At 73.2% G+C, this 18,842-nt stretch carries 19 protein-coding genes; 12 read left to right on the forward strand and 7 right to left on the reverse strand.

Annotated features, from left to right (window positions below; translation table 11 throughout):
* The first annotated feature begins 1 nt into the window (after position 1).
* Positions 2–733 (forward strand): helical backbone metal receptor, encoded by a 732-nt coding sequence (locus tag OG295_RS27665; protein WP_371679334.1) that lies wholly within the window; start codon positions 2–4, stop codon positions 731–733.
* Here the strand turns inward: OG295_RS27665 and OG295_RS27670 are convergent.
* A complete protein-coding gene (locus OG295_RS27670; protein WP_371679335.1) occupies positions 702–1,826 on the reverse strand; it encodes a TDT family transporter in 1,125 nt (374 codons plus the stop codon). The two genes, OG295_RS27665 and OG295_RS27670, sit on opposite strands and share 32 nt — an antisense overlap.
* 70 nt (positions 1,827–1,896) lie before the next feature.
* Here OG295_RS27670 and OG295_RS27675 point away from each other — a divergent pair, with 70 nt between their 5' ends.
* Positions 1,897–2,820 (forward strand): LysR family transcriptional regulator, encoded by a 924-nt coding sequence (locus OG295_RS27675; RefSeq protein WP_371679336.1) that lies wholly within the window; start codon positions 1,897–1,899, stop codon positions 2,818–2,820.
* 383 nt (positions 2,821–3,203) lie between these two features.
* Here the strand turns inward: OG295_RS27675 and OG295_RS27680 are convergent, their stop codons facing one another.
* From OG295_RS27680 to OG295_RS27695, 4 genes are all read right to left on the reverse strand, one after another.
* Positions 3,204–3,989: a hypothetical protein gene (locus OG295_RS27680; RefSeq protein WP_371679337.1), complete on the reverse strand. Its 786-nt coding sequence runs from the start codon at positions 3,987–3,989 to the stop codon at positions 3,204–3,206.
* Between the two features lie 123 nt (positions 3,990–4,112).
* Positions 4,113–4,820 carry a gamma-glutamyl-gamma-aminobutyrate hydrolase family protein gene (locus OG295_RS27685; RefSeq protein WP_371679338.1) on the reverse strand — a complete coding sequence of 236 codons (708 nt, stop codon included), beginning with the start codon at positions 4,818–4,820 and terminating at the stop codon, positions 4,113–4,115.
* 48 nt (positions 4,821–4,868) lie between these two features.
* Positions 4,869–6,326, reverse strand: coding sequence for an ethanolamine permease (gene eat / locus OG295_RS27690; RefSeq protein WP_371679339.1), 1,458 nt, complete (start codon positions 6,324–6,326; stop codon positions 4,869–4,871).
* 134 nt (positions 6,327–6,460) lie between these two features.
* The gene (locus OG295_RS27695) at positions 6,461–7,207 is read right to left on the reverse strand and encodes a FadR/GntR family transcriptional regulator (protein ID WP_371679340.1); all 747 of its coding nucleotides are present in this window, start codon (positions 7,205–7,207) and stop codon (positions 6,461–6,463) included.
* A gap of 77 nt (positions 7,208–7,284) precedes the next feature.
* Between OG295_RS27695 and OG295_RS27700 the strand changes: the two genes are divergently transcribed.
* From OG295_RS27700 to OG295_RS27715, 4 genes are all read left to right on the forward strand, one after another.
* Positions 7,285–8,649: a glutamine synthetase family protein gene (locus OG295_RS27700; RefSeq protein WP_371679341.1), complete on the forward strand. Its 1,365-nt coding sequence runs from the start codon at positions 7,285–7,287 to the stop codon at positions 8,647–8,649.
* 61 nt (positions 8,650–8,710) lie between these two features.
* The gene (locus tag OG295_RS27705) at positions 8,711–10,075 is read left to right on the forward strand and encodes an aldehyde dehydrogenase (protein WP_371679342.1); all 1,365 of its coding nucleotides are present in this window, start codon (positions 8,711–8,713) and stop codon (positions 10,073–10,075) included.
* A gap of 5 nt (positions 10,076–10,080) precedes the next feature.
* The gene (locus tag OG295_RS27710) at positions 10,081–10,866 is read left to right on the forward strand and encodes a 3-oxoacyl-ACP reductase (RefSeq protein WP_030233697.1); all 786 of its coding nucleotides are present in this window, start codon (positions 10,081–10,083) and stop codon (positions 10,864–10,866) included.
* 108 nt (positions 10,867–10,974) lie between these two features.
* On the forward strand, positions 10,975–12,279 hold the full coding sequence (locus OG295_RS27715) for a haloacid dehalogenase-like hydrolase (protein WP_371679343.1): 1,305 nt from the start codon (positions 10,975–10,977) through the stop codon (positions 12,277–12,279).
* Here OG295_RS27715 and OG295_RS27720 read toward each other — a convergent pair.
* Positions 12,276–13,469, reverse strand: coding sequence for an amino acid deaminase/aldolase (locus OG295_RS27720; RefSeq protein ID WP_371679344.1), 1,194 nt, complete (start codon positions 13,467–13,469; stop codon positions 12,276–12,278). The genes OG295_RS27715 and OG295_RS27720 overlap by 4 nt on opposite strands.
* A gap of 224 nt (positions 13,470–13,693) precedes the next feature.
* Between OG295_RS27720 and OG295_RS27725 the strand changes: the two genes are divergently transcribed.
* Genes OG295_RS27725 through OG295_RS27735 form a run of 3 tightly spaced genes read left to right on the forward strand, consistent with a single transcriptional unit; the run spans position 13,694 to position 16,430 of the window.
* Entirely contained in the window at positions 13,694–14,488 is a 795-nt protein-coding gene (locus OG295_RS27725) for a hypothetical protein (RefSeq protein ID WP_371679345.1), read from the forward strand.
* On the forward strand, positions 14,485–15,687 hold the full coding sequence (mycP, locus tag OG295_RS27730; RefSeq protein ID WP_371679346.1) for a type VII secretion-associated serine protease mycosin: 1,203 nt from the start codon (positions 14,485–14,487) through the stop codon (positions 15,685–15,687). The genes OG295_RS27725 and mycP overlap by 4 nt, the downstream gene beginning before the upstream one ends.
* Positions 15,688–15,689: 2 nt before the next feature.
* Positions 15,690–16,430, forward strand: coding sequence for an SseB family protein (locus OG295_RS27735; RefSeq protein WP_371679347.1), 741 nt, complete (start codon positions 15,690–15,692; stop codon positions 16,428–16,430).
* Positions 16,431–16,531: 101 nt separating this feature from the next.
* Here OG295_RS27735 and OG295_RS27740 read toward each other — a convergent pair whose 3' ends face one another.
* A complete protein-coding gene (locus OG295_RS27740) occupies positions 16,532–16,912 on the reverse strand; it encodes a DUF1844 domain-containing protein (protein ID WP_266838104.1) in 381 nt (126 codons plus the stop codon).
* 325 nt (positions 16,913–17,237) lie between these two features.
* Between OG295_RS27740 and infC the strand changes: the two genes are divergently transcribed.
* The 3 genes from infC (at position 17,238) to rplT (ending at position 18,752) form a co-directional block, all read left to right on the forward strand.
* Entirely contained in the window at positions 17,238–17,963 is a 726-nt protein-coding gene (gene infC / locus OG295_RS27745) for a translation initiation factor IF-3 (RefSeq protein WP_371679348.1), read from the forward strand.
* Between the two features lie 102 nt (positions 17,964–18,065).
* The gene (gene rpmI, locus OG295_RS27750) at positions 18,066–18,260 is read left to right on the forward strand and encodes a 50S ribosomal protein L35 (protein ID WP_030012385.1); all 195 of its coding nucleotides are present in this window, start codon (positions 18,066–18,068) and stop codon (positions 18,258–18,260) included.
* A gap of 105 nt (positions 18,261–18,365) precedes the next feature.
* On the forward strand, positions 18,366–18,752 hold the full coding sequence (gene rplT, locus OG295_RS27755) for a 50S ribosomal protein L20 (RefSeq protein WP_007263143.1): 387 nt from the start codon (positions 18,366–18,368) through the stop codon (positions 18,750–18,752).
* Positions 18,753–18,842 lie beyond the last annotated feature (90 nt).

Here is an 18,842-nt window from a genome sequence, read left to right on the forward strand (position 1 = left end):
GGTGCGCGTCGTCTCGCTCGTGCCCTCCCTGACCGAGGCGGTGGCGGTGACCGCGCCGGGGCTGCTCGTGGGGGTGACGGACTGGTGCACGCACCCGGCGGACTTCGGGGCCGCGGTGCGGATCGGGGGGACGAAGAACCCCGACGTGCGGAGGATCGCCGGCCTGCGCCCGGACCTGGTGATCGCCAACGAGGAGGAGAACCGGCTCCCGGACCTCGATGCCCTGCGTGCGACCGGGGTGGAGGTGCTGGTGACCGAGATCCGTGACCTCCCGCAGGCCTTCGCCGAGCTGGAGCGTGTACTGGTGGGGGCGCTGGGGCTGGAGCGGCCCGAGTGGCTGGACCGGGCGGAGGCGGCCTGGTCGGCGGTGGAGCCGCCCGGAGAGCTGAGGGCCTTCGTGCCCGTCTGGCGCCGGCCCTGGATGGTGCTCGGCCGCGACACCTTCGCGGGTGACCTCCTCGCCCGGCTGGGGGTCCGCAACGCCTACGGGGACCACCCCGAGCGGTACCCGAAAGTGCCGCTCGCCGAGCTGGCGGCGAGCGGCTGCGATCTGGTGGTGCTCCCGGACGAGCCCTACGCCTTCACCGCCGAGGACGGCCCGGAGGCCTTTCCGGGCCTGCCGGCCGCCCTCGTCAGCGGACGCCACCTGACCTGGTACGGGCCCTCGCTGGCCGAGGCCCCGGAGGTGCTGGGGAGGGCGCTCAGCGGGTCGTGGGGAGCAGCCGGCCGGTGAACAGGCCGCGCAGGGTGTGGGCCGCGGTCAGCAGCCAGACGGCGACCAGGCCGAGGAACAGGGCGGTGGCCAGCCAGGCGAAGGCGTCCAGGCCGGTGTGCCGGGCCAGTCCGGCGGCGCCGGTGACGCAGGTGCCGATGGGGAAGGTCAGCGCCCACCAGGTCATCGCGAAGCCCATGCCGCCCCGTGCGGCCCGGACCAGCATCGAGGCCGCCAGGGCCAGCCACAGCAGGGCGAATCCCATCACGGGCACCCCGTAGACGACCGCGAAGGCGGCGAGGGCGTCGGCGTAGGGGGCGCCGATCGCGCCGGGGGCCACGTCCGCGAGCTGGTTCACGGCGGTGGTGGACTGGCCGAGGGGGCCGAGCACCAGGAACAGGGCCGGGGTCAGCGCCAGGGGCAGGGGGCCGCTCACGATCAGCCGGCCGAAGACCAGGGGGAGCAGCAGCAGCGTGGCCAGCAGGCTGAGGCCGAACATGGCGTAGCAGGCCAGCAGCAGCGCCTCCCGGGGCTGACCGGCGGGCAGGTGGGGCACGAGCAGGGGCCCGACGGCGGCGGAGACCATGGGGGAGACCACGGGCAGCAGCCAGACGGGGCTGGCCTGCGAGGCCTCGATCTTGTGCCGGACCACCATCAGGTAGGGCACCAGCACGGCCATGACCAGGCCTATCGCGGTGCCGGCGGTGAAGAGCACGGCGTCCGCGGCGACGGCGGCGCCGGTCCCGATCAGGTCCTTGCCGACGGTCAGGGTGCCGGCCCCGACGGCCAGCAGGGCCATCGCCAGACACCCGTAGAAGGGGGCCACGGCGGGGTCGGCGAGGTGGGCGCGGGCCTGGTCGCGGTGGTGGAGCCAGTGCCCCGTGCGAGCGGTCAGCAGGACGGCGAGGGCCACGGCCGACAGCGCCCAGACGATCTGGCAGGCCACGCGCTGGCCCGGGAGCTGGTACGGGAGGGCCGCTCCCGCGTTGGCGATGATGGCCGTGCCCATGACGGAGGCGTACCAGTTGGGGCCGAGGTGGCGCAGCGCGGGGACCTTGTGGATCCGGGGCGCGATGTCGATGACGGTGCGGGGTCGCACGATGGTGGTGGCCATGGGTCCAGCGTCGTCCCCGGTGGGAGCGGGTGGCAGAGGTCGCGGTCCTATGAGGCCATAAACTGGTGTTATGGGTGATGAGGAGATGGTTCCGCTGGCGCACCGCGTGCCCGACCTGGGGGCGCTGGAGCTGCTGCTCACGGTCGCGCGGGTCGGCAGCCTGAGCGGGGCCGCGCGCCGGATGGGCATCACCCAGCCCGCCGCGAGCAGCCGCATCCGGGCGATGGAGACCCGGCTCGGGGTCGCCCTGGTGGACCGCTCCCCGCGCGGCTCGACGCTGACGGCCGAGGGCGCGCTCGTCACGGACTGGGCCCGGCAGGTCGTGGAGGCGGCCGAGGCCTTCGACGCGGGGGCCCAGGCGCTACGGGGCCGGCGCGACTCCCGGCTCCGGGTCGCGGCCAGCATGACCATCGCGGAGTACCTGCTGCCGGGCTGGCTGATCGCCCTGCGCGGGGACCGCCCCGACACGGCGGTCTCCCTGCACGCCGGGAACTCGGCGGACGTGGCCCAGCGGGTCCTGACCCACGAGGCGGACCTCGGCTTCGTGGAGGGGCTGCGGGTGCCGGACGGCCTGGACTCCGCCGTCATCGCGCAGGACCGCCTGGTGGTGGCGGTGGCCCCGACGCATCCGTGGGCCCGGCGCTCGAAGGGGGTGGAGCCGGCCGAGCTGGCCGGGACCCCGCTGATCCTGCGGGAACGCGGCTCCGGAACCCGTCAGGTCCTCGACGCCGCTCTCGCTTCGACCGGGGGGCTGGCGGCCCCGCTGCTGGAGCTGGCCTCCACCACCGCCGTGAAGGCCGCCGCCGTCAGTGGCGCCGGGCCGTGCGTCCTGTCGGAGCTGGCCCTGGGGGACGAACTGGCGTCCCGCCGCCTGGTGGAGGTCCCCGTGCCGGGCGCGGCCCTGGCCCGCGCCCTGCGGGCGGTCTGGCCGACGGGCTCCCGCCCGGCGGGCCCGGCGCGGGACCTGCTGTCGCTGACCCGGAGGCGGGTGTAGGGGCTGTCCGACGGATCTCGCCGCTCTTTCCCCAGGGACATCCGTCAGACACCCCCTGGGCCGATCGGGCAAGGGAGGATCGTTTCGGCGAGGGGTGGGCGGTGACCCGGGGCGGCAGGGGCAGGAGGGTGAGACTTCGAGGCGCGGGACTCCGGCGCCAGCCAGCCGGCCTTCTCGCCCCGCAACCGGACCACCGCGTCGGCCACCGTGTTCGCCGAGGCGGACCGCGAGGGCGACACGTACTTCACGCTGAAGCCGCTGACGGCTACGGCAACACGAACATGAAGGTCCGCTCGGTCGCGTTCAGCGAGTGATCCGATCCGGTCGGGCGGGCGGTGGCGGCTGAGGAACGTTCGCGCGCCCGGGGGAGGGCTGGTCCCGTCTCAGTCCTGGACCCGGGCCCGCAGCGCCTTCGTCAGCAGCCCGCCCGCCACGATCAGGGCCACGCCCAGCCACCACACGCTGCCGTCGAAGACCAGCACCGCGATGCCGATCGGCACCAGCAGCCCCGCCAGCGGCAGCATCAGCGAGGCCCTGCCCGGTCCCGCCTCGCCCCGCGCCCGGGCCCGGACCACCCCCGGGTACCAGGCGGTGAACCGCAGGGCGGCGACGATCGCCAGGATCTGGATGATCCAGCCCGTCCAGAGGTTGTCCGGGTTGTGCAGCACCAGGTCCCCGTACGCGCCCGCGATGGCCGCCACCAGGAAGGCGAGCCCCCACGCCCCGGTGATCACGTAGTTGGTCCGCAGGAAGGCGGGGGAGTGCCACAGCGAGGGATCGACCTGTTCCCGCGCGTACTGCAGGGTGAACGGCATCCCCACGGCCATCGAGCCGAAGGCGATCAGAGTCAGGGTGAGGTTCGCGACCTCGCCCGCGTACGTCTCCAGCCAGCGCAGCGTGCCCTGGCTCGCCAGGGCGCCCACCACCGCCATCGCCGCGAAGAACACCACGTCGGCGATTTCCAGCAGCTTCCACGAGCTGCCCCGGTGCACGACCCGCCCCAGTACGACCAGGGCCACGGCCGAGGCCAGGGCGATCCCGACCGCGATCTCGAACCGTCCCGGGCCGACCACCAGGGAGAAGATGATCCACGGCGCCATCCCGACGACCGGGTTCTCCAGGAATCCGGACACCGGGCCGGGGGCCGTGCCGTGCGCCTCGGTCCGCATGGTTCCAGCGTGCCCGCCCGGCGGGACCCCGGCCATTCGGCGGAGGAACGCGGGCCGGGCCCCGGACGCGCAAGGGCCCCGGCGCCGGGGAGAAGGCGCCGGGGCCCGGTCACGGGGCGGCGGTCAGGAGACCAGGACCGTCCGGTGGGCGGTGGCCGCCTCGATCAGGGCCGCCATCACCCGGGTGTCCTTGTCCCGCTCGGGGTGCCACTGGACGCCGACGACCCACTTCGAGCGGTCGGGGTCCTCGATGGCCTCCACCGTGCCGTCCTCCGCGTAGGCGGAGACGACGAGGTCGCGGCCGAGTCGCTCCACGGCCTGGTGGTGGTAGGTCGGGACCTCCGCCACCTCCGGGACCAGCGCCGCGTACCGGGTGCCGGCGACGGGGCGGACCGGGTGCCAGGAGGTGACGCCCGGGGTGTGGACGTGCCCGTCGATGTGCTGGACGAGCGTGCCGCCGAGGGCGACGTTGAGGGCCTGCATGCCCCGGCAGATGCCCAGCAGCGGGAGGTCCGCTTCGAGGGCCGCTCCGATCAGCGCCAGCTCCCACTCGTCGCGGACCGTCGCGGGGGCGCCCGTACGGGGGTCGCGCTCGGCGCCGTACCGTACGGGGTCCACGTCCGGGCCGCCGGAGATGATCAGGCCGTCGAGCCGGCCCAGTACCTCCGCCGCCCGCTCCGGTTCGTCCGGCGGCAGCAGGACGGCCGCGCCGCCCGCCGCCTGGACGAGCTCGTAGTACCCGGACGGGACGAGGGACGTGGGCAGGTCCCACACGCCGTAGCGGGTGGAGTCCTCCACGTAGGTGCTGATGCCGATGAGCGGCCTGGGCACGGTGATACCTCCAGGGTGGTACTGGACAGCGGTGCGGGGATCAGGATTTCAGTCGCGGGTCAACTCCGCCTCGGCTTCGGCAAGCGCCGCGAACTCTTCCTCGGGTGCCGAGGCGACGAGGCGGTGACGGCTGTAGAAGGCGAAGTACGCGAGGGCGACGGCGTAGACGGCGAGGGCGATGAACGCGGCGTCCTTGTCGACCAGGAAGGTGGCGACCAGGGCGGACAGGGCGAGGACGAAGGCGACGGACGAGGTCAGGACCCCGCCGGGGGTGCGGTAGGGCCGCTCCAGGCCGGGCTCGCGGCGGCGCAGCACGATGTGGGAGAGGGCCATCAGGGCGTAGGAGATGGTCGCGCCGAAGACGGCGATGTTCAGCATCCGCGCGCCGTTGCCGGTGGCCGCCGCCAGGGCGAAGCCGATCGCGCCCGGGATCACCAGGCCGAGGTAGGGGGCCTTGCGCTTCGAGGTGAGGGAGAGGAAGCGCGGCAGGTAGCCGGCCCGGGAGAGGGCGAACAGCTGGCGGGAGCCGGCGTAGATGAGGGAGAAGAAGGAGGCGACGAGGCCCGCGAGGCCGGCGTAGTTGACGAAGCGGCTGAGGGCGGTGGGGCCGCCGTCACCCTCCAGCGCCACGACGAGGGGGTTGCCGGCGGACTTGACGGCGTCGGCGCCCTGGGCGCCGGTGGCGGCGAAGAAGGTGATCAGGGCGAGCAGGGCCAGGATGCCCATGGAGATGGCCAGGGCCTTCGGCATGGAGCGGACCGGGTCCTTGGCCTCCTCGGCGGCCAGCGGGACGCCCTCGACGCCCAGGAAGAACCACATGCCGAAGGGGAACGCGGCCCAGATGCCGAGGGCGCCGAAGGGCAGCCAGGAGCTGGAGCCGAACGCGTCGGGGTCCACGGCGATGTTGTCGAGGGAGCCCGCGTCGAAGTCCGAGAGCGCCCCGAAGGCGAAGATCAGGAGCGCGGCGACGGCTATGGCGGTGACGACGAGGCTGAAGCGCAGGGCCTCGCCCACGCCCCACAGGTGCACGCCGATGAAGATCACGAAGCAGCCGAGGTAGACGGGCCAGCTGGAGGTGAGCCCGAACAGGCCCAGGGACTCGACGTAGTCGCCGATGAAGATGACGATCGCGGCCGGGGCCAGGATGTACTCGATGAGGATGGCCGTGCCGGTGAGGAAGCCGCCCCAGGGGCCCAGCGCGCGGCGGGCGAAACCGTAGCCGCCGCCCGCCGTGGGCAGGATGGTCGACAGTTCGGCGAGGGAGAAGACCAGGCAGGCGTACATGGCGCCCATCAGCACGGTGGCGATGGCCAGGCCGCCGAAGCCGCCCTTGGCCAGGCCCACGTTCCAGCCGGAGTAGTCCCCGGAGACCACGTAGGCGACGCCGAGGCCGGTCAGCAGCAGCCAGCCGGCGCTGCCGCGGCGCAGGGTGCGGCGCTGGAGGTACTCGGCGTCCGCGTCCCCTGGGGAGGGCGGTGCGGATACGGGTGCGGTGTCGTCGGCCATGTGCGCTCCTGCCTAGGGCAATGCAATGGTTGTGAGGCGTACCTTTGCGTCCTGGGTGTGGCGGGCGCAAGACCCGTGCGTTAAACAGGGGTTACGAAAACCTCTCCCGCCCCACCGGACCGGCCCGGATCCGCTCAGGCCAGGAAGCCGCGCAGCAGCGCCGCCGTCCCGCAGCAGTGCTCGCGCATCACCGCCCGCGCCCCCTCGGCGTCCCGCTCCAGCACCGCCTCCACCAGAGCCGTGTGCTGCTGCTGCGAGTGTTCGAGGTTGCGCACCAGCAGCGGGATGCAGTCGAGCAGGTCGTTCACCTTGGCCCGGACGGCCGCGTACTGGGCCGTCAGGGAGGCGGAGCCGGCGAGTTCGCTCAGGGTGAGGTGGAAGAGGGTGTCCTGGCGGCGGTAGTCGGGCAGCGGTGCGTCATGGGTGGCGGTGAGTGCGCGCAGCAGCCGTTCCGTGCCCTCCTCGGTCAGCCCGTGCGCGGCGCACAGGCCGGCCGCGCCCACCTCCAGCACCTCGCGGAAGCGCAGGACGTCCTCGATGTCGACCCCGGCCACCCGGCGCCGCAGCTCCTCCTCGGTCCCGCCCGCCGGGGTGTCGGGGCGGGACAGCACGAACGTCCCTCCGTACCGGCCGCGCCGGGCCTCCACCAGGCCCTGGTCCTGGAGCACCTTCAGCACCTCGCGCAGGGTGACGCGGCTGATCCCCATGCGCTCCGCCAACTCGCGCTCCGGCGGCAGCCGTTCCCCGCCCGGCACCAGACCCAGCCTCACCACCTGGAGGATCTGCTCCAGGGCCTCCTCGAAACCGTTGCCCGCCCGCACCTGTCGCAGTACGGGATTCAGCCGCGCGATCGCGCCACCCTCACCCGCCGTGTCGGTCATCTCGGCTCCTCCCCTTCCCAAGCAATGGTTCTATTCAATACCTTAGGCCCCCTCGGCTCACCGAAGGAGAGATTCCAGTGGTAGACCGCAAGCCCCCGCTCGCCCCCGAGGAGCTCCGTGCCCTCGTAGCGAGCGGTGAGATCGACACCGTCGTCCTGGCCTTCCCCGACATGCAGGGACGCCTCCAGGGCAAGCGGTTCGCCGCACAGTTCTTCCTCGACGAGGTCCTCGCCCACGGCACCGAGGGCTGCAACTACCTCCTCGCCGTCGACACCGACATGAACACCGTCGACGGCTACGAGATGTCCTCCTGGGACCGCGGCTACGGCGACTTCGCCATGCACCCCGACCTCGCCACCCTGCGCCGCGTCCCCTGGAACCCCGGCAGCGCCTTCGTCCTCGCCGACCTCGCCTGGAACGACGGCTCTCCCGTCGTCGCCGCCCCCCGCCAGATCCTGCGCCGCCAGCTGGAACGCCTCGCCGAACACGGGTACAAGGCGATGGTCGGCACCGAGCTGGAGTTCATGGTCTTCCAGGACACCTACGAGGCGGCCTGGAACGCCAACTACCGCGGCCTGACCCCCGCCAACCAGTACAACATCGACTACTCCGTCCTCGGCACCGGCCGCGTCGAACCCCTGCTGCGCCGCATCCGCAACGAGATGCAGGCCGCCGGGCTGGTCGTGGAGTCCGCCAAGGGCGAGTGCAACCTCGGGCAGCACGAGATCGCCTTCCGCTACGACGAGGCGCTCACCACCTGCGACCAGCACTCCGTCTACAAGACCGGCGCCAAGGAGATCGCCGCCCAGGAAGGCGTCTCGCTCACCTTCATGGCCAAGTACGACGAGCGCGAGGGCAACTCCTGTCACATCCACCTCTCACTCGGTGACGCCGACGGCAACAACGCCATGGCCGGTGACGGCCCGGACGGCATGTCGCCCGTGATGCGGCACTTCCTGGCCGGCCAGCTCGCCGCCCTGCGCGACTTCTCCCTTCTCTACGCCCCCAACATCAACTCGTACAAGCGTTTCCGCCCCGGATCCTTCGCCCCGACCGCCGTCGCCTGGGGCTTCGACAACCGCACCTGCGCCCTGCGCGTGGTCGGCCACGGCCGCTCCACCCGCTTCGAGAACCGCCTCCCCGGCGGTGACGTCAACCCCTACCTCGCCGTCGCCGGCCTGGTCGCGGCAGGCCTCTACGGCATCGAGAACCGCCTCGAACTCCCCGAGGCCTGTACCGGCAACGCCTACACCGCCGACTACGCCCACGTCCCGGCCACCTTGCGCGAGGCCGCGGAGCTCTGGGAGAACAGCGAGATCGCCAAGGCGGCCTTCGGCCCCGAAGTCGTCGCCCACTACCGCAACATGGCCCGCGTCGAACTCGACGCCTACGACTCCGCCGTCACGGACTGGGAACTGCGCCGCTCCTTCGAGCGCCTGTAGGGCCCGGGTCCACCCCACCGCACGCCACCCGCACCTCACCGCACACCAGAGAGGCACCACGTTGTCCGACGTGTTGGAAGTCCTGAACCCGGCCACCGAGGAACTCGTCGCCACCGTCCCGGCCGCCACACGGGACGATGTCGACGCGGCCGTCGGGCGGGCCGCCACGGCCCAGCGGGGATGGGCGGCACTCGCCCCCGCCGACCGGGCCAGACTTCTGCGCCGCTTCGCCGCGGCCGTCGACGGACACCTGGAGGAACTGGCGCGGCTGGAGGTCCGCGAGGCCGGCCACACCATCGGCAACGCCCGCTGGGAAGCGGGCAACGTACGCGACCTGCTGGAATTCGCCGCAGGGGGAGTCGAACGCCTCTCCGGCCGGCAGATCCCCGTGGCGGGCGGCATCGACGTCACCTTCCTCGAACCCCTCGGCGTCATCGGCGTGATCGCCCCCTGGAACTTCCCCATGCCGATCGCCGCCTGGGGCCTGGCCCCCGCCCTCGCCGCGGGCAACGCCGTCATCCTCAAGCCCGCGGAGACCACCCCGCTCACCGCCCTGCGCCTCGCCGAACTCGCCCTCGAAGCCGGGATCCCCGAGCACCTCTTCCAGGTGCTCCCCGGTCACGGAGCGGTCGCCGGGGACGCCCTGGTCGAGCACCCCGGAGTCGCGAAGATCGTCTTCACCGGCTCCACCCGCGTCGGCAAGCAGATCATGTCCAAGTGCGCCGACCGGGTGAAGCGGATCACCCTCGAACTCGGCGGCAAGAGCCCCAACATCGTCTTCGCCGACGCCGACATCGAGGCGGCCGCGGCCGCGGCCCCCATGGCCTACCTCGACAACACCGGCCAGGACTGCTGCGCCCGCACCAGGATCCTGGTCCAGCGCGGCGCCTACGACCGCTTCCTCGAACTCGTCGCCCCCGCCGTCGAGTCCATCGCCGTCGGCGACCCGCTCGACGAGAAGACCCAGATGGGCCCGCTCATCTCCCGCAGCCAGCTGGAGCGCGTGCGCGCGTACGTCACCGACGACCTCACCACCCTCCGGGGCAAGGCCCCCGAAGGCCCCGGCTTCTGGTACCCGCCCACCCTCGTCACCGGCGCCGCCCCCACCGCGCCCGTCGCCGTCGAGGAGGTGTTCGGGCCGGTCGCCGTCGTCCTGCCCTTCGAGGACGAGGAGGACGCCGTACGCCTGGCCAACGCGACCGAGTACGGCCTCTCCGGCTCCCTCTGGACCCGCGACCTCGGCCGCGCCCTGCGCGTCTCCCGCGCGGTCCGGGCGGGCAACCTCTCCGTCAACTCCCACTCCAGCGTCCGCTACTCGACCCCCTTCGGCGGCTACAAGCAGTCCGGGCTCGGCCGCGAGCTCGGACCGGACGCCCTCACCGCTTTCACCGAGACCAAGAACGTCTTCATCAGCACGGAGGCCTGACCAGCATGTCGAACGAAGAGATCATCTGCCGCCGCCTCGTCGGCCGCACCGCCGTCATCACCGGAGCCGGCAGCGGCATCGGCCTCGCCACCGCCCGCCGCCTGGCCTCCGAAGGGGCCAACGTCGTCTGCGCCGACATCGACCCGGCCGCCGGCAAGGCCGCCGCCGAAGAGGTCGGCGGCACCTTCGTCCAGGTGGACGTCACCGACCAGGAGCAGGTCGAGGCCCTCTTCAAGACCGCCTTCGACACCTACGGCTCCGTCGACATCGCCTTCAACAACGCGGGCATCTCGCCCCCGGACGACGACTCCATCCTCACCACCGGGCTCGACGCCTGGCGCCGCGTCCAGGACGTCAACCTCACCTCCGTCTACCTGTGCTGCAAGGCCGCCCTGCCCTACATGCAGCGCCAGGGCCGCGGCTCCATCATCAACACCGCCTCCTTCGTGGCCATCATGGGAGCGGCCACCTCCCAGATCTCCTACACCGCCTCCAAGGGCGGCGTCCTGGCCATGTCCCGCGAACTCGGCGTCCAGTTCGCCCGCGAGGGCATCCGCGTCAACGCCCTGTGCCCGGGGCCGGTCAACACCCCCCTGCTCCAAGAACTGTTCGCCAAGGACCCCGAGCGGGCCGCCCGCCGCCTCGTGCACATCCCCCTCGGCCGGTTCGCCGAGCCCACCGAGATCGCCGCCGCCGTGGCCTTCCTCGCCAGCGACGACTCCTCCTTCATCAACGCCACCGACTTCCTCGTCGACGGCGGTATCTCCGGCGCGTACGTGACTCCCCTCTAAACGTTCACCTCCGCACCACCCCCTCGACAGCCGGGCGTCGCACGACGCCCGGCTGTCGTGCTCTACCGTCCCCGACGATCTTCATCGGAATCAGGAGCGACCATCCCAGTGACCCGACTCAGCCCCACCCGGCGGCTCCAGGCCGCAGCCGTCGCCGCCGCCGCGATGGCGGCCGGCACCCTCGTCGCGGCCGCCCCCGCCGCCCAGGCGGCCCGGCCCGGCGCGCACTGCACCACCCCGGAGCTCGCGGCCGGCTGGTACGGCGACAACCAGGCCCGCCTCCAGCAGCTCATCGACCGGTACGGCAGCTGCAACCCGTACCGCCCCACCCGCGAGAAGCCCGTCGCCGTCTTCGACTGGGACAACACCGTCGTCAAGAACGACGTCGGCGACGCCACCATGTTCTGGCTGCTGCGCAACGGCAGGATCCGCCAGCCCGCCGGCGGCGACTGGACCACCACCAGCCGCTACCTCACCCCGGCCGCCGCCCGGGACCTGGCCACCGCCTGCGGCCCCCTCGCCCGCCCCGGCGCCCCGCTGCCCACCGGCACCCCCGCGGGCGCGGCCTGCGCCGACGAGCTGGGCGCCGTCTACGGCACCTCCGCCACCCGCGCCGGCGCCGCCGCCTTCGCCGGCTGGGACCACCGTACGACCGAACCCGCCTACGCCTGGCTGCCGCAGCTGATGCAGGGCTGGACCGCGAGCGAGGTCCGCGGCTTCGCCGCCGCCGCCCGCACCGAGAACCTCGCCGCGCCCGTCGGCGCCAAGCAGCAGGTCGGCACCACCACCGCCACCGGCTGGGTCCGCTACTACGACCAGCAGCAGGACCTCATCAAGGGCCTCCAGAAGGCCGGCTTCGACGTGTGGATCAGCTCCGCCTCCCCGCAGCCCGTCGTCGAGGTCTGGGCCCAGGGAGTCGGCGTCAAGGCCGACCACGTCATCGGCATCCGCAACACCACCCGGGGCGGCAAGCTGACCGCCCACCTCCAGGGCTGCGGCTCCGTCAAGGACGGCGCCGACACGATGATCACCTACATCGACGGCAAGCGCTGCTGGATCAACAAGGAGGTCTTCGGCGTACGCGGCCCGGCCGCCGAGAAGGTCCAGCCCGCCTCACGGCGCCAGGTCTTCGCCGCCGGCGACTCCGACACCGACATCTCCTTCCTGCGCGACGCGACCGCCCTGCGCCTGGTCGTCAACCGCAACAAGAACGAGCTGATGTGCCGCGCGTACGACAACAGCGACGGCAAGTGGATCGTGAACCCGATGTTCATCGAGCCCAAGAAGCAGAAGACCGGCCCCTACCCCTGCTCCACCACCGGCTACGTCGACCACGACGGCACGGCCGGCCCCGTCCGCCGGGGCGACACGAGCGTCGTCCCCGACCAGACGGACAGCGTCTTCCAGAACTAGAGGAACGTGCGGCCCTCGCCCCGGTACGTCGGGGCGGTGGCCGTCACCCGGTCGCCCTCGACCAGGTGCAACGTGTCGAAACGCTCGCACAGTTCACCGGCCTTGGCGTGCCGGAACCACACCCGGTCGCCGATCAGCAGATCGTCGGCCGGGCTCCCCAGCAGCGGCGTCTGCACCTCGCCCGCCCCCTCCTGGGGGTCGTAGCGCAACCCCGCCGGCAGGTACGGCACCGGCAGCCGGTCGGCGCCCGCCGCCCCCGAGGCCGGATAGCCCCCGCCCAGCACGGTCACCACACCCACCCCGGGCCTGCGCACCACGGGCTGGGCGAACAGCGCCGCGGGCCGGCCGCGGAACGAGGTGTAGTTGTCGAACAGCCGCGGCACGTACAGCCCCGACCCGGCGGCGATCTCCGTCACCGCGTCCTCGGCCGCCGTCTCGGCCACGCTGCCGGTGCCGCCGCCGTTGACGAACTCCAGGTCCGGCACCACCGCGCGCACCGCCCGCACCGCCTCGGCCCGGCGCTCGGCCAGCTCCCGGCGGGCCGTCGCCTGCATCAGCCGGATCACCCGCGAGCGCAGCGGCCGGCCGGCCAGGGCGTCACCGACCCCGGCGATGTGGCCCTCGTAGCCCATCAGTCCCACCACCCGGAACCCGGGCCGCTCCTGCACCGCCCGCGCCAGCGCGGCCAGCTCACCGGGCTCCCGCAGCGGCGAGCGCCGCGCCCCCACCCGCACCCGGCCCCCGAACAGCTGCAGGGCCGTGTCCAGCTCCAGGCAGACCCGGATCTCCTCCGCGCCCCCGCTCCGCGCCCCCTGGATCAGGTCCAGCTGCGCGGGATCGTCCACCATCACCGTGACGGCCGCCGCCAGCTTCGCGTCGTGCGCCAGCTCCCCGAAACCCGCCCGGTCCGCCGACGGATAGGCGAGCAGCACGTCCTCGAACCCGGACCGGGCCAGCCACAGCGACTCGGCGAGCGTGTACGACATGATCCCGGCGAACCCGGGCCGCTCCAACACGCGTTCGAGCAGGGCTCGACACCGCACGGACTTGCTCGCGACGCGGATCGGCTTGCCGGCCGCGCGTCGTGCGAGGTCGTCGGCGTTGGCGTCGAAGGCGTCGAGGTCCACGATGGCCAGGGGCGCGTCGAGATGCGCGGTCGCCCGGTCGTACCGAGCCCGGTCGGAAGTCATGGGCGGCAGCTTGCCAGACGGGTGTACCGGTGGGTAGGGGTACGCACCCCCGCCGAAAACCCCGTGGCTCCGCCCCGACCCCCGCGCCTCGAACGCCGGCGGGGCTGGGTTCGGCTGCGATGCCCCGACCCCGGCCACCCCCACCCCCGCCCGGCCAGGGCAGCGCCAACCGCCCCGTAGAGTACGGGCAGGCAGCCGTACGGAACGGGGGGCGGAGCCGCCGGATGACCACGTCGACACCAGGGACCGCGGTCCTGGGCGAGCACGGACCGCCCCCGCCCCCGGCCCCGCGCCGCCACCCCGGCCGGGTCCTCGCCGCCACCCTCAGCGCCCTCCTCGGCACCGGCCTCCTCGCCGGCGCGGCCACCATCGCCTGGAACGAACACCGCGCCGCGCACCGCCCGTTGCCCCCCGACGCCGCCTACCGCGAGGCCGCCTCGCTCTGGCGCTCGGCCCCCGTGGACAGCCTCCTGCCGCCCGTGCTCGACGGCCCCGACACCGGCCCCGGCGGCGCCGACCGCAGCTGGACCCGGATCGCACTGGCACCCGACGCCGACTGCGCCGCCGCCCTCACCCCCGAGTGGCGCGCCGCGCTCGCCGCGGCCGGCTGCACCCGCGTGCTCCGCGCCACCTACACCGACACCACCCGCAGCTCCCTGGTCACCGTGGGCCTGGTCTTCACCCCCGCCGACGCCACCGTGATGGCCGGCCTGCGGGGCCGCCTGCCCGCCCCGCCCGCCTACGAGTACGCCGACTCCCGCCGGGCCGCCTGGACGGCGGCCGTCACCGACCGGGCCCCGGCCGTGGTCTACGCGGTCTCCGCCTTCGCCGACGGCCGCACCATGGACGCACCGCTCCCGGCCGCCGACGCGGTCCGTCACGGCGCCACCGGAACGGTCGCCGAAGCGGGCCTGGGCCACGCGGCCCAGGCCGTGGCCGACCGGGTCGGCCGCACCCTGGGCGCGCTCGCGGCCCCGCCCGCCCCCACGGCCACCCCGCGCCCGGAGCTCCGCCGATGACCTCCCCCCGCCGAACCGCCGCCGCCACCGTCACCGCCACCAGCGGTATCGTCCTGGCCGCCCTGTTCACCGTGGTCGCCGCGCCCCCGGCCGCCGCCGACACCATCCGCGACCGCCAGTGGGGCCTGCTGGCCCTGCGCGCCGAGGAGGCCTGGGGCACCACCCAGGGCGACGGGGTCACCGTGGCCGTCCTCGACACCGGTGTCGACGCCACCCACCCCGACCTCGCCGGCCAGGTCCTCGACGGCACCGACCTCGTCGGCATGGGCGCCGGCCGCGGCGACCGCGCCTGGGCCCGGCACGGCACCGCGATGGCCGGCATCATCGCCGGCCACGGCCACGGCCCCGACCGCTCCCAGGGCGTCCTCGGGATCGCCCCCCACGCACGGATCCTCCCCGTCCGCGTGATCCTGGAGGAGGGCGACCCGGGCCGCGCCCAGGCCCGCGACAGCAAGTCCGGCGCCCTCGCCGAGGGCATCCGCTGGGCCGCCGACCACGGCGCCGACGTGATCAACCTGTCGCTGGGGGACGACAGCGACACCGCCCACCACGAGGCCGCCGAGGACGAGGCCGTCCAGTACGCCCTCGGCAGAGGCGTGGTCGTCGTCGCCTCCTCGGGCAACGGCGGCGAACGCGGCGACCACACCTCCTACCCCGCCGCCTACCCCGGGGTGATCGCCGTCGCCGCCGTCGACCGCCATGGCCGCAAGGCGTCCTTCTCCACCCGCCACTGGTACGCCGACGTCAGCGCCCCGGGCGTCGACGTGGTCATCGCCGACCCCGACCGGGCCTACTACGAGGGGTGGGGCACCAGTGCGGCCGCCGCCTTCGTCTCCGGCGCCGTCGCCCTGGTCAAGGCGGCCCACCCCGGCCTCTCCCCGGCGCAGATCAAGAAGCTGCTGGAGGACACCGCCACCGACCGCCCGGCCGGCGGCCGCGACGACTCCCTCGGCCGCGGCACCGTGGACCCCGTCGCCGCGCTCCAGGCCGCCGACGGGCTGCGCCCCGAACCGGCGGTCCCGGCGCCCGTCCCGGCCGGGCGGACGTACTTCGGTGCGGGCCCCGACCCCGTGCGGCCACCGGAGCGGCGGGCCCGGCTGGGTGCCGGGGCGGCCGCCGCCGGGGGAGCGGCGCTGCTCGTGCTGGCCGGCGTACTGGCCCGGCGTCCCCGCGCCGCCCGCCGGGATAGGGTCGGGTAACTGTGGCCACCAAGAACATTCCAGACCCCGGTTTCTCCGACGACGACGGCACCGCCGATCCCCGGCTGAGCGCGGCCCTGGCCGCCTGGGCCGCCGACCGCGCGGCCGAACCGCAGCTGCTCGCGGCCCTCAAGGAGGCCCGCCTGCTGGTGCCCGTCGTGGCGGTGCTCGGCGAGGTCGAGACGGACCCGGAGACCGGCCTCAAGCGCGAGAAGACCAGCGACATGGCCGTGCCGACCCTGACGGCGGGCGACCGGCGGGCCCTGCCCGCCTTCACCTCGATCGCCTCGCTGGCCCTGTGGGACCCCGCGGCCCGGCCCGTCGCCGTCCCGCTGCACCAGGCCCTGGCCGCCGCCGCGCACGAGAAGGCCGACACGATCGTCCTCGACCTGGCCGGCCCCGTCCCCTACCAGCTGACCGGCCCGGCGCTGCTCGCGCTCGCCGAAGGCCGTACGGACGCGGACCCGCTGGCCGCGCCGGCGGTACGGGAAGCGGTACGGGCCGCCGTCGTGGCGGAGCCGGCCGTGCTGCGCGCGCATCTGGTCCCGGGCGGCTCCGGCGCCGACGGGACCCTCGCCGTGCTCCTGGCGGCCGACGCCGATCCGGCCCGGACGGCCCAGCGGATCGCCGAGGCCCTGGCGGCCGACGTGACCCTCCGGGCCCGCCTGGTCCGGGGCCTGAACATGGCCCTGCTGCCGGCCGACGCCCCGCTCCCGCCGGGTGAGCCGCTCTTCACGCGCTGAGTCGCGCACGCGCGTACGCGAAAGGGGCGCCCGCCAGTGATCGGCGGGCGCCCCTTCACGTACGTACGGGGTACTCCGCGGGGCGGCGTACCGGAACAGGACTAGGCGTAGACGGGACCCGTGAACTTCTCGCCCGGTCCCTGGCCCGGCTCGTCCTGGACGAGGGAGGCCTCGCGGAAGGCGAGCTGGAGCGACTTCAGGCCGTCGCGCAGCGGCGCCGCGTGGAAGGAGCTGATCTCGGTGGCGCTGGCGGTGACCAGACCGGCCAGGGCGGTGATCAGCTTGCGGGCCTCGTCGAGGTCCTTGTGCTCGGAGTCGGGCTTGTCCAGGCCCAGGTTGACCGCGGCGGCGCTCAGCAGGTGGACGGCCACCGTGGTGATGACCTCGACGGCGGGCACGTCCGCGATGTCGCGGGTCATGTCGTCGTAGTCGGGAGCGTCCGGGGCGGAGGAGGGGGAATCGGAGGGCGTCGCGTCAGTCATGCGTCCCACGATATGCCGTGCGGCGGCCTTGCCATGCGGGTGCTAGTATGTACTTCGACCGGCCGGACACCTGTGTGCCCGGCCCACAAGTGGAGGCTCCGATCTCCCACCCGACCACCCTCCGGGGAGGCGGGTCATCCGGTCAGGCGGTATCCATCGTTCCGTACGGACGATGGAAAGCTGCCCGAGTCTGCGCCCCGCGGTTCGCACGCGGCGGTGCTCCGGTTGTTTTGGAGCCCCCGCCTGTGCCCGGCGGGGCTTTTTTGATTCTCCGCCGCGGTAGGTCTGACGACAGAAGACGTCAGCGGCTGTCTGCCAGGCAGTCGTGTGGTGCTACCGAGGAGGATCCATCAGCACCGAGCCCCGCATCAACGATCGGATTCGTGTCCCTGAGGTGCGACTCGTCGGTCCCAGCGGCGAACAGGTGGGCATCGTCCCGCTTGCGAAGGCGCTTGAGCTCGCGCAGGAGTACGACCTGGACCTGGTCGAGGTCGCGGCTTCCGCACGCCCGCCGGTCTGCAAGCTCATGGACTACGGCAAGTTCAAGTACGAGTCGGCCATGAAGGCCCGTGAGGCGCGCAAGAACCAGGCGCACACGGTCATCAAGGAAATGAAGCTCCGGCCGAAGATCGACCCGCACGACTATGACACCAAGAAGGGTCACGTCGTTCGGTTCCTCAAGCAGGGCGACAAGGTCAAGATCACGATCATGTTCCGTGGTCGCGAGCAGTCGCGACCGGAGCTCGGCTACCGCCTGCTCCAGCGCCTCGCTTCGGACGTCGAGGACCTCGGGTTCATCGAGTCGAACCCGAAGCAGGACGGCCGCAACATGATCATGGTCCTCGGTCCGCACAAGAAGAAGACCGAGGCGATGGCCGAAGCCCGCGAGGCGCAGGCCGCCCGCAAGGCCGAGCGCCAGGGTGTCGCCGCCACCGACGACGAGGTGACTCCTTCCGAGGAGGACGCCCCGGTCGAGGCGGAGACCACCGAGGCCGCTGAGGCCGCTGAGGTCACCGAGGCCGCCGCCGACGAGGCGAACGCCGAGGCCTGATTCCGGGGCAGCCCGTCTCGGATCACCGACACAACATGACGCTCCCGTCAGCCGGTCCCCAGGGACCGGTGGGAGCGCCACCGACGAGGAGATAACGGCGCCATGCCGAAGAACAAGACGCACAGCGGTACCAAGAAGCGCTTCAAGGTCACCGGCTCCGGCAAGGTGCTCCGTGAGCGCGCCGGCAAGCGCCACCTGCTCGAGCACAAGTCGTCCCGTGTCACCCGTCGCCTCACCGGCAACGCGGAGATGGCCCCCGGCGACGCCGCGAAGATCAAGAAGCTTCTCGGCATCTGATGCCCTCCGCTCCCCTCGCCGGGAGCGGACGGACGTCAAGACCGGGACCCCATCGAATTCGGGCCGTGTGAAGACATCCACGGCCCCGCTACAAGGAGTTAAAAAGTGGCACGCGTCAAGCGGGCAGTAAACGCCCACAAGAAGCGCCGGGCGATCCTCGAGGCGGCCTCCGGCTACCGCGGTCAGCGTTCGCGCCTGTACCGCAAGGCCAAGGAGCAGGTCACCCACTCGCTGGTCTACAACTTCAACGACCGCAAGAAGCGCAAGGGCGACTTCCGTCAGCTGTGGATCCAGCGCATCAACGCCGCTGCCCGCCAGAACGGCATGACGTACAACCGCCTCATCCAGGGTCTGAAGGCCGCCAACATCGAGGTGGACCGCAAGATCCTCGCGGAGCTGGCCGTCAACGACGCCAACGCCTTCGCCGCGCTCGTCGAGGTTGCCCAGAAGGCGCTTCCGGCCGACGTCAACGCCCCCAAGGCCGCTGCCTAAGGGCTAGCCGGCCCGCTCCACGCGGCCGGCCCCCACGGACCCGCAGGCGATTCGCCTGCGGGTCCGTGTGCTTTCGCCCCGCCCGCCCCC

This window comes from Streptomyces sp. NBC_01276, from assembly GCF_041435355.1.
GTDB lineage: Bacteria > Actinomycetota > Actinomycetes > Streptomycetales > Streptomycetaceae > Streptomyces.